Origin of the sequence: Pseudorhodobacter sp. (genome assembly GCF_034675685.1) — a bacterium.
Classification (GTDB): Bacteria; Pseudomonadota; Alphaproteobacteria; order Rhodobacterales; family Rhodobacteraceae; genus Pseudorhodobacter.
This window is the reverse complement of the sequence record NZ_JAUCDA010000009.1, coordinates 147256-155386: the sequence shown is the minus strand read 5'-3', so window position 1 is coordinate 155386 and position 8131 is coordinate 147256. Positions and strand designations below refer to the sequence as shown.

Annotated in this window: 13 protein-coding genes and 2 pseudogenes; 6 read left to right on the top strand and 9 right to left on the bottom strand. The window is 63.5% G+C overall.

Annotated elements, in window-relative coordinates; genetic code table 11:
- Window positions 1-524: pseudogene (locus VDP61_RS08820) on the top strand (DNA-methyltransferase); the annotation flags it as partial.
- Between the two features lie 14 nt (window positions 525-538).
- A complete protein-coding gene (locus VDP61_RS08815) occupies window positions 539-832 on the top strand; it encodes a hypothetical protein (RefSeq protein WP_323006552.1) in 294 nt (97 codons plus the stop codon).
- Here the strand turns inward: VDP61_RS08815 and VDP61_RS08810 are convergent.
- The 9 genes from VDP61_RS08810 to VDP61_RS08770 form a co-directional block, all read right to left on the bottom strand.
- Window positions 802-1029: a DUF3489 domain-containing protein gene (locus VDP61_RS08810; protein ID WP_323006551.1), complete on the bottom strand. Its 228-nt coding sequence runs from the start codon at window positions 1027-1029 to the stop codon at window positions 802-804. The genes VDP61_RS08815 and VDP61_RS08810 overlap by 31 nt on opposite strands.
- Window positions 1026-1268 (bottom strand): hypothetical protein, encoded by a 243-nt coding sequence (locus VDP61_RS08805; RefSeq protein WP_323006550.1) that lies wholly within the window; start codon window positions 1266-1268, stop codon window positions 1026-1028. Before VDP61_RS08805 ends, VDP61_RS08810 begins: the two co-directional genes overlap by 4 nt.
- A 49-nt stretch (window positions 1269-1317) precedes the next feature.
- Window positions 1318-1533 carry a hypothetical protein gene (locus VDP61_RS08800; protein ID WP_323006549.1) on the bottom strand — a complete coding sequence of 72 codons (216 nt, stop codon included), beginning with the start codon at window positions 1531-1533 and terminating at the stop codon, window positions 1318-1320.
- Between the two features lie 481 nt (window positions 1534-2014).
- A complete protein-coding gene (locus VDP61_RS08795; RefSeq protein ID WP_323006548.1) occupies window positions 2015-2707 on the bottom strand; it encodes a hypothetical protein in 693 nt (230 codons plus the stop codon).
- A gap of 161 nt (window positions 2708-2868) precedes the next feature.
- On the bottom strand, window positions 2869-3783 hold the full coding sequence (locus VDP61_RS08790; protein ID WP_323006558.1) for an IS1595 family transposase: 915 nt from the start codon (window positions 3781-3783) through the stop codon (window positions 2869-2871).
- A gap of 14 nt (window positions 3784-3797) precedes the next feature.
- Window positions 3798-3995, bottom strand: a complete 198-nt coding sequence (locus VDP61_RS08785; protein ID WP_416236512.1) for a DUF3489 domain-containing protein — start codon at window positions 3993-3995, stop codon at window positions 3798-3800.
- The gene (locus VDP61_RS08780) at window positions 3992-4216 is read right to left on the bottom strand and encodes a hypothetical protein (protein ID WP_323006547.1); all 225 of its coding nucleotides are present in this window, start codon (window positions 4214-4216) and stop codon (window positions 3992-3994) included. The genes VDP61_RS08785 and VDP61_RS08780 overlap by 4 nt, the downstream gene beginning before the upstream one ends.
- A 22-nt stretch (window positions 4217-4238) precedes the next feature.
- Window positions 4239-4460, bottom strand: coding sequence for a hypothetical protein (locus VDP61_RS08775; RefSeq protein ID WP_323006546.1), 222 nt, complete (start codon window positions 4458-4460; stop codon window positions 4239-4241).
- Between the two features lie 29 nt (window positions 4461-4489).
- Complete coding sequence (locus VDP61_RS08770) at window positions 4490-4684, bottom strand: hypothetical protein (protein ID WP_323006545.1); 195 nt, start codon at window positions 4682-4684, stop codon at window positions 4490-4492.
- 158 nt (window positions 4685-4842) lie between these two features.
- On the opposite strand from VDP61_RS08770, the gene VDP61_RS08765 reads away from it, so the two are divergent.
- The 4 genes and pseudogenes from VDP61_RS08765 to VDP61_RS08750 form a co-directional block, all read left to right on the top strand.
- Complete coding sequence (locus VDP61_RS08765) at window positions 4843-5445, top strand: elements of external origin (RefSeq protein WP_323006544.1); 603 nt, start codon at window positions 4843-4845, stop codon at window positions 5443-5445.
- 269 nt (window positions 5446-5714) lie between these two features.
- Window positions 5715-7418 (top strand): phage terminase large subunit family protein, encoded by a 1704-nt coding sequence (locus VDP61_RS08760; protein ID WP_416236511.1) that lies wholly within the window; start codon window positions 5715-5717, stop codon window positions 7416-7418.
- A 1-nt stretch (window position 7419) separates the two neighbouring features.
- Entirely contained in the window at window positions 7420-7626 is a 207-nt protein-coding gene (locus VDP61_RS08755) for a phage head-tail joining protein (RefSeq protein WP_323006543.1), read from the top strand.
- A pseudogene (locus tag VDP61_RS08750) lies at window positions 7626-8114 on the top strand (phage portal protein); the annotation flags it as partial. The gene VDP61_RS08755 and the pseudogene VDP61_RS08750, both read left to right, overlap by 1 nt.
- Between the last annotated feature and the right edge of the window lie 17 nt (window positions 8115-8131).

The following is an 8131-nucleotide window of genomic DNA, read 5'->3' as shown; positions in this document are numbered from 1 at the left end:
CGAGACCGGGTTTGCCATCCGCTCGCAGATCATCTGGGCGAAGGATCGGCTGATCCTCAGCCGCGGCGACTACCACTGGCAGCACGAGCCCTGCTGGTACGCCGTTCGGAAAAAGGGCAAGGGCCACTGGGCGGGCGACCGCAAGCAGACGACGCTCTGGCACATGGCGAACAAAAAACAGGACCGAGACGGTTCACGGCACCCAGAAGCCGGTCGAGTGCATGCGCCGGCCGATCCTCAACAACTCGAGCCCGGGCCAAGCGGTCTACGAGCCCTTCATGGGATCGGGCACCACGCTGATCGCGGCCGAGACGACCGGACGTTCCTGCTACGGCATCGAGCTGAACCCCGCCTACATCGACGTGATCGTGGCGAGGTGGCAGAACCTGACCGGCAAGGAGGCCACGCTCGATGGCGACGGGCGCACCTTCATCGAGGTGATGAGCGATCGGGTGGGCGGCGCTGGGATCAAGATCGAGGAAAAGTCCCAGCCTGCCAAACGCAAGCAGAAGCCTGCGGCGTGAAGCAGTCTCGCCTCATGTCGGCCGTCGAGGCGGTCACGAACGTCGCGGTGGGCTTCGGCGTGGCGGTCCTGACGCAGGCGGTCGTGTTCCCGCTCTTCGGGATCCACGCCACGATGGGCGAGCACTTGGCCATCGGCGGCGTCTTCACCGTGGTCTCGGTGGTCCGGTCCTACGCGCTGCGGCGCTTCTTCGAGGCTGTGCGTGTGCGCAGCGCGGCGGAAACGGAAAAGACCGCGCTGGGCGCGGGCTCCTTCAGGTCACGGCGCGCTGGCGGCGCTCAGGAGGCTTCGTCGTCCCTGATCCGGTAAACCCGCCCGCGACCGGGCTCCGGCTCGGCGTGGATGGTCAGCCCGAGGCGCTTTTTCAGGGCTCCGGACATGGCGCCGCGAGCGGTGTGTTTTTGCCAGCCGAGCGCGGCGACGATCTCTTCCAGCGTGGCGCCTTCAGGCGCGCGCAGCATGGCGATCAGCGCCGCCTGCTTGGTGTTTGCGCGGTGGTTTGTCATTCGGCGTGCTCCCCTTCCTTGAAGGCGGCGTCGGTGATGCGCTGCAGCTGCTCGGCGTAATGGCCGAGCGTCCCGACGTGGCCCCAGTTCACCTCGTCCGGGATGGCTTCGAAGTGGTCCGCGCTCAGCGCCTGCAGGCGGGCGAGCATGGTGTCGAACTCGGCCTTCTTGGCGAGGAAGGCGTCGAGGGCGTAATCGCTGCTGGTCATCTGGTCGATCCGGTTCTTGCGAGCGCTCATGGCTGTGTCTCCGTTTGGAGTGCCCCGGCGCTACGCCGGGGCTGTGTGGTCAAGAAATCAGCTTCGCAGTGCGAAGCGCGGTGGCGACTTCGAAGAGATCGTCCGTTGCGATCGTGATGATCAGGTGGCTGGGCATGTCGCAGACGCTCGGGGGATTCATGCAAGCGGCTGCTTCAAGGATCGCTTCGACCTTCTTGGCGAAGCGTGTGGTGTCGGTTCCGATGGTGCCCTCGGGGTAGCGGATGCGAATGTCGGTGCTGCTCATGGCTTGGTCTCCGGGTCTGGTGCGTCGCGGGGTGCGTCGCTTTGTGTAATCACCATCGCTCTACTGGCGCTTACAGTGTAGAGAAATCGCAGCAATAACATTGCTTTATGAGCGGAAACCCCAGCCGGAAGGGGAGTATCAAAGGGGAGTCTGGCCGAATGGGAATGTCGCGCCGCCAATACGCCGCGCACCGCGGCGGAAACGGAAAAGACCGCGCTGGGCGCGGTCTCCTTCAGGTCACGGCGCGCTGGCGGCGGTCAGGAGGCGTCGTCGTCCGCGATCCGGTAAACGCGGCCGCGCTCGGGCTCTTGTTCGGACGTGATGGTCAGGCCGAGGCGCTTTTTCAGGGCGATGTTATACATCGCATACCCAAGGTCGGTGGGTGAGCGATGCGTCATAACTCAACTGTTGATCTCAATGCATCGACTTTGGAGGTCTTCAGCGACCGCCTTGGCTTTTGCCGAAAAAGCCTCCAGTCCCGCTATCGCTTCCACAGACTTAGGAACCTGAAATCATTAAAGACTATCTGGAAGGCGAACTCATATTTACCGTCCGAGTTAGCCTCACCGGACCATCGGACCAGTTCGGCTTCGTTTTTCACAGGGTCCCATGTTGGCATCGAGAAGCTAAGTTGCCCCTTGCCGGTGGAAAGAGTGGGATACTGAACGCCAGTCAGGTAGCCGTGGACACCCAATCCGACCGTGTGTTTGTTGTTGGCGACCATGGAAAGCGATCTGATAATGTCGTCGCCGCCGGGGTGAGTATCCGCTCGGGGGTATGGCTCATGGGCCATGAAAGTATCCCTCAAGCGCTCATCAAACCCTTTCTGTTTCAAGCGAAATTCAACGTCTTTAGGGGTCTGTCCCCACGGGAATGTCGGATCACTTGCCCGCCTACTATTGGTCACCCGGTGCGCGGCCGCAGCGGCCTGATCAAAACTGTGCCTGAGATTAATCAAGGCCTCAGTAGTTTTTCGGTTGAGAACCTTGGGGAAGGGGGACTTAAAACGAAGCTTTCTAACGTGCTCGCTGGTCTGAGAATCGAACTCAATCACAATTTCTGCAACATCGCCTTGAATGAAGACCTGAAAGGCATAGCGCAACTCGTTGATTGCATCGTCTGCCCAACTGATCGAATCGCGCGCAGCGGCAAAAGCGGAAACAATCTGGAGCATGAGCTATGACGATTTCATACGAGTTGCTCGCAACAGAAATGCCTCAAACTTTTCGTCGGTCTCTATGGGGCTTAGTTCGCCAGCGTCCACCAGTTCCTGAACGGCCTTTCGGAACAGTTCGGATTGCTCTTTCTGGGTCAGATTCTCTTTCTTTTTCGGCATCATGCACCAGTTGTTTGATAGGTCAGACGCTTGCCTTTGACGCCAACCAAAGCAATGACGGCGCGCATCTGGTCATCGATGCCGTTCGCAACCCGATTGGTGTAACGGAAGTCAAATTCTGCCATGTAGCGGTGCAGGTGCTTCTTGCCGCAGTGCTGGTAGACGCCCTTCATGCCGCGTTTGAAAATCGAGAAGAAGCCTTCAATGGTGTTGGTGTGAACGTCGCCACGGCCATATTCGCCGACGCTGTGCTGAACCACACCGTGGCCAGCAAAGGCCTTGCCGGGCTTGGTATAGTGCTTGGCTTCATCGGTGTGCAGGACAGCCTCTTTGGCGATGTTGGCTTCAAGGATCGGGGTGATGGTCGCGATAGTCAGATCATCAACCACGATGCTTTTGGCGCGGCCAGTTTCGCGGTCAACAAGGCTGACAACTTTCATCTTGTGAGCATAACCGCGCGCAGTTTTGGATTTCTTGGAGTTGGTGCCGATGAAAGTTTCGTCAACTTCAACCACGCCGCCGCCATTGCCAAACTGCATGGTGCCATCGTCGGACATTGCGTGACGGATACGGTGAGACATGAACCAAGCGGTTTTCAGGGTCACACCCAAAGTGCGGTGCAATTGATTGCTGCTGATGCCCTTCTTGCTGGCACACATCAGGTAGATCGATTGAAGCCACAGGTTCATCGGAACATGGCTTGCTTCAAAGATGGTGCCGATCTTGACGGTGAAGGCCTTGCGGCACTGGTAGCACTTGTAAGCGCCAATCCGGGTCGAAGCGCCGTTCAGCTTTCCAGTACGCTCACATTCGCCGCAGTGCGGGCAAACCCGGCCATTCGCCCAGATGCGCGCCTCAACATAGGCGTAAGCGGCGGCTTCGTCGTGGAACTCAGGGCGGGAAAGGACAGATATTACAAACCTCTTGGCTACAGTTTCAAACTACCTGATGGGCGTGGGTACGTAAAGTATAATATCGCCTTTTTCAGGGCTCCGGACATGGCGCCGCGAGCGGTGTGTTTTTGCCAGCCGAGCGCGGCGACGATCTCGTCCAGCGTGGCGCCTTCAGGCGCGCGCAGCATGGCGATCAGCGCTGCCTGCTTGGTGTTTGCGCGGTGGTTTGTCATTCGGCGTGCTCCCCTTCCTTGAAGGCGGCGTCGGTGATGCGCTTCAGCTGCTCGGCGTAAAAGCCGAGCGTGCCAACGTGGCCCCAATGGACCTCGTCGGCGCTGGCTTCGAAGTGGTCCGCGCTCAGCGCCTGCAGGCGGGCGAGCATGGTGTCGATCTCGGCCTTCTTCGCGAGGAAGGCGTCGAGGGCAGCGGTGTTGTCGCGGGTGCGGCTGTGCATTGTTGTGTCTCCCTTGAGGCGCTCAAATCGTGCGGAATTCGATGTTTTCGAAGTCGGCAAACTCGAAGCCGTCTTCTTCGAAGGCGGCGAGGATCGCGGTCGGGCTGCGGTCGGTCTTGAAGAAGAACCCGCCCATCAGGCCCTGCGCGGTGTCGGCCTCGGTGGTCAGGAGGATCGAGCCGAGCGCGCGCTCGATGGCGGCGCGAGGCTCGTTCTTGAAGCGGATGGTGCACTCGATGGTCATGGTCTTTGCCTTTCCGTGATCGTGTCTGCTTACCAGCGGGTTTCGACGCTCTCGCGGACTGCGTCCTGCCACTCTGCCTCGGCGGCGCGCATCTCGGCCTGCGCGGCGTCCCATGCTGCGCGGTCCATCCGCGCCATCGCTTCGGTGCTGCGTTCCTGCGCCGCGGCCACCTTGGCCTTGGCTGCTTCTTGGCGGGCGACGTTGGCTTGCTGTGCGTTGGTCATGGTCTTGTCTCCGTGGCTGGTGCGTCGCGGGGTGCGTCGCTTGGTGTAATCACCATCGCTCTACGGGCGCTTACAGTGTAGAGAAATCGCAGCAATATCATTGCTTTATAAGCAGAAACCCCAGCCGGAAGGGGAGTGTCGAAGGGGAGCCTGACCGAATGGGACTGTCGCGTCGGCAATACGCCGCGCACCGCGGTGTCAGCCACACAGCGGTGGGCAAGGCCATCGCGACCGGTCGCATCACGGTCGAGGCTGACGGCACGATCGACCCGGCCAAGGCGGATCGCCAGTGGGACGCCCAGACGGACCCGGCCAAGCAGCGAGGACCGAACGCCCAGGCGATGGGAGCGGCGACCGCCGCAGGCACCGCGCGCGCCTCGGCGACAAAGCCGGTGCCGCGCTCGGCCATCGAGGCGGTCAGCGAGACGCTGCGCGAGGCGGGCGCGGAACCGGACCCTGCAGCGGGCGGCGAGGTGTCCTTCCTCCGCGCTCGGATGGCCAACGAAGTGATCAAGGCCCAGACCGCCAAGGTGAAGCTGGCCAAGATGAAGGGCGAGCTGGTCGATCGAGCTCGCACGACAGCGGTGGTTTTCGACCTGGCGCGGCGGGAACGCGACGCCTGGCAGAACTGGCCACCTCGTGTGGCCGCGAACATGGCGGCCGAGCTGGGTGTCGAGCCGCACAAGATGGAGCAGGTGCTGGACAAGTACCTGCGAAAGCATCTGGCCGACATGGCCGAGGTGAAGCTTGAACTTCGCTGACTTCGACGGAGCGGACGAAATCCGCCGCGCTTGGCTGGCAGGACTCGCTCCGGATCCCGCGCTGACCGTCTCGGAGTGGGCGGATCGGCATCGAATCCTGTCCTCGCGGGCAGCATCCGAGGCCGGGCCCTACCGGACGGCGCGGACGCCGTTCATGCGGGCGATCATGGACGCGCTTTCGCCATCGAGCCCGGCGCAGCGGGTGGTGTTCATGAAGGCGGCGCAGGTCGGGGCGACCGAGGCGGGCAACAAACTGGATCGGGTTCGCGATGCATCGGGCCCCCGGCCCGTTTCTCGCGGTGCAGCCGACGGTCGATCTGGCCAAGCGCCTCTCGCAGCAGCGGATCGACCCGCTGATCGAGGAAAGCCCGGAGCTGCGGGCGCTTGTGATGCCGTCGCGGTCACGGGACAGCGGCAACACGATCCTCGGAAAGCGGTTTCCGGGCGGGCAGCTGATCCTGACCGGGGCGAACAGCGCGGTGGGCCTGCGCTCGATGCCCGCGCGCTGGGTCTTCCTGGACGAGGTGGACGCCTACCCGGGCGACCTCGACGGGGAAGGCGACCCGATCGCGCTGGCCGAGGCCCGGACGATCAGCTTCGGCCACAGGAGCAAGGTGTTTCTCGCCTCGACGCCCACGATCAAGGGCCTGTCGCGGATCGAGCGGGAGTACGAGATGAGCGATCAGCAGCGCTACCACGTGCCCTGCCCGCACTGTGGTGGCCTGCAATGGCTGCAGTTCGAGCGCCTTCGCTGGGAGAAGGGGCGCCCGGAGACGGCGCGATACATCTGCGAGCACTGCGACGAGCCCATCGCCGAGCGGCACAAGACCGCGATGATGGACGAGGCGAACGGCGCTTGCTGGATGCCAACGGCGGACCCGGAGACGCTCGCCAACGCGCAGGCGGCGGGCGTGGTGGGGTTCCACATCAGCGGTCTCTATTCGCCGCTCGGGTGGCTCTCTTGGGAGGAAATCGCCCGCGGCTGGGAGCAGGCGGCGGGCAACGACGCCGCTCTGAAGACCCTGAAGAACACCGTCCTCGGTGAGACGTGGCAGGAAAAGGGCGAAGCGCCCGACTGGCAGCGCCTGTACGAGCGCCGGGAGAACTGGCAGCTGGGCCACGCGCCCGAGGGCGTGCTGGTGCTGACAGGTGGCGCGGACGTGCAGCGCGACCGGATTGAAATCGACGTCTGGGGCTGGGGCAAGAACCTCCGCTCTTGGCTGGTGGACCACATCGTCATCGAGGGCGACACGGCGCGGCCGGAAGTCTGGCACGACCTGACGGAGTTCTTGAACACCACATGGCCGCACGAGGGCGGTGCCAATATGGCGCTGGCCCGAATGGCGATCGACACCGGCGACGGCGTAACGACCGACGCGGTCTATTCGTGGGTGCGCTCGGTCGGGCGCGGCCAGGTGATCGCGATCAAGGGCGTCGCGGGCTTCGACCGGTCGACGCCAGTGGATGGGCCGACCTACGTGGAGACGACGGAGGCAGGCCGGAAACTGCGGCGCGGCGTGCAGCTTTGGAAGGTCGCGGGCGCGGTCTTCAAGAGCGAGACCTACCGCTTCCTGCGGCTGAACGCGCCGACGGAAGAGGACATCACTGCCGGTGGAGAATGGCCGACCGGCTACATCCACATTCCGAAGGGGACGCCCGCCGAGTGGATGAAGCAGCTGACCGCCGAGCAGCTGATGACCATCAAGACGAGGCAGGGCTTTCAGAAGCTCGAGTGGCAGAAGACGCGGGACCGCAACGAGGCCCTCGACTGCCGCGTCTACGCCCGCGCAGCCGCTTGGCTGATGGGGCTGGACCGCTGGGACCAGCGCCGCTGGGAGCAGCTGGAGGAACAGATCAACCTCGGTCGTGAGGACGCCGCGCCACCCGCTGGCGTGCCGAACCGGCCGCCAACGAAGCAGCCACCGCGCCGCTCGTCCGACTGGATGGGTTCGCGGGGCAGGAAATGGTTCTGAAATGGCCGGATTCACGCAGGCACAACTCGACGCGATCAAGCGGGCCTACGCCTCCGGCGTGACCGAGGTCAGCTACGACGGAAAAACCACCAAGTACCGCTCCCTGAACGAAATGCGCCAGATCATCGCCACCATCGAGGCTGATCTCGCCGCGCAGGGCGGAAAGAAACTGCCAATCGCTGGCTTCGCCAGCTATCGGAGGTCCTGATGGCCAAGCGCACTCCTCCTCCCTTGCGTTTCGGCCTGATCGACAGAGCCGTCGCGGTGTTTTCGCCAGAGGCGGCACTGCGGCGGCTCTACGCACGCGACGCGATCGAGCGGAAGCGCGGCTACGACGCGGCTTCCAAGGGGCGCGGGACGGACGGCTGGCGCGCCACCGGCAACTCGGCCGACAAGGAGATCGCGGGCGCTGGGCCGATCCTGCGCGACCGGATGCGCGATCTGGTCCGCAACAACCCCATGGCCGCCCAGGCTGTGCAGGTGCTGGTCAACAACATCGTCGGCACTGGCATCCGGCCGCGCGCCGCCACGAACGATCCGGCGCTGAACGAGCGCGTCGACGCCCTCTGGAAGCGCTGGTCGCGCAGCTGCGACCGCCACGGCCACACCGACTTTCACGGGCTGCTGAACCTTGCCGTCCGCGAGATGATCGAGGGCGGCGAGGTCTTCGCGCTTGCCCGTCCGACCTCGATGCGCGCGCCGAACGTGGTCCC

Coding starts and splice junctions, on each gene's coding strand:
- VDP61_RS08815 (WP_323006552.1), top strand. CDS start 539: ATGTCGGCCGTCGAGGCGGTCACGAACGTCGCGGTGGGCTTCGGCGTG.
- VDP61_RS08810 (WP_323006551.1), bottom strand. CDS start 1,029: ATGACAAACCACCGCGCAAACACCAAGCAGGCGGCGCTGATCGCCATG.
- VDP61_RS08805 (WP_323006550.1), bottom strand. CDS start 1,268: ATGAGCGCTCGCAAGAACCGGATCGACCAGATGACCAGCAGCGATTAC.
- VDP61_RS08800 (WP_323006549.1), bottom strand. CDS start 1,533: ATGAGCAGCACCGACATTCGCATCCGCTACCCCGAGGGCACCATCGGA.
- VDP61_RS08795 (WP_323006548.1), bottom strand. CDS start 2,707: ATGCTCCAGATTGTTTCCGCTTTTGCCGCTGCGCGCGATTCGATCAGT.
- VDP61_RS08785 (WP_416236512.1), bottom strand. CDS start 3,995: ATGACAAACCACCGCGCAAACACCAAGCAGGCAGCGCTGATCGCCATG.
- VDP61_RS08780 (WP_323006547.1), bottom strand. CDS start 4,216: ATGCACAGCCGCACCCGCGACAACACCGCTGCCCTCGACGCCTTCCTC.
- VDP61_RS08775 (WP_323006546.1), bottom strand. CDS start 4,460: ATGACCATCGAGTGCACCATCCGCTTCAAGAACGAGCCTCGCGCCGCC.
- VDP61_RS08770 (WP_323006545.1), bottom strand. CDS start 4,684: ATGACCAACGCACAGCAAGCCAACGTCGCCCGCCAAGAAGCAGCCAAG.
- VDP61_RS08765 (WP_323006544.1), top strand. CDS start 4,843: ATGGGACTGTCGCGTCGGCAATACGCCGCGCACCGCGGTGTCAGCCAC.
- VDP61_RS08760 (WP_416236511.1), top strand. CDS start 5,715: ATGCATCGGGCCCCCGGCCCGTTTCTCGCGGTGCAGCCGACGGTCGAT.
- VDP61_RS08755 (WP_323006543.1), top strand. CDS start 7,420: ATGGCCGGATTCACGCAGGCACAACTCGACGCGATCAAGCGGGCCTAC.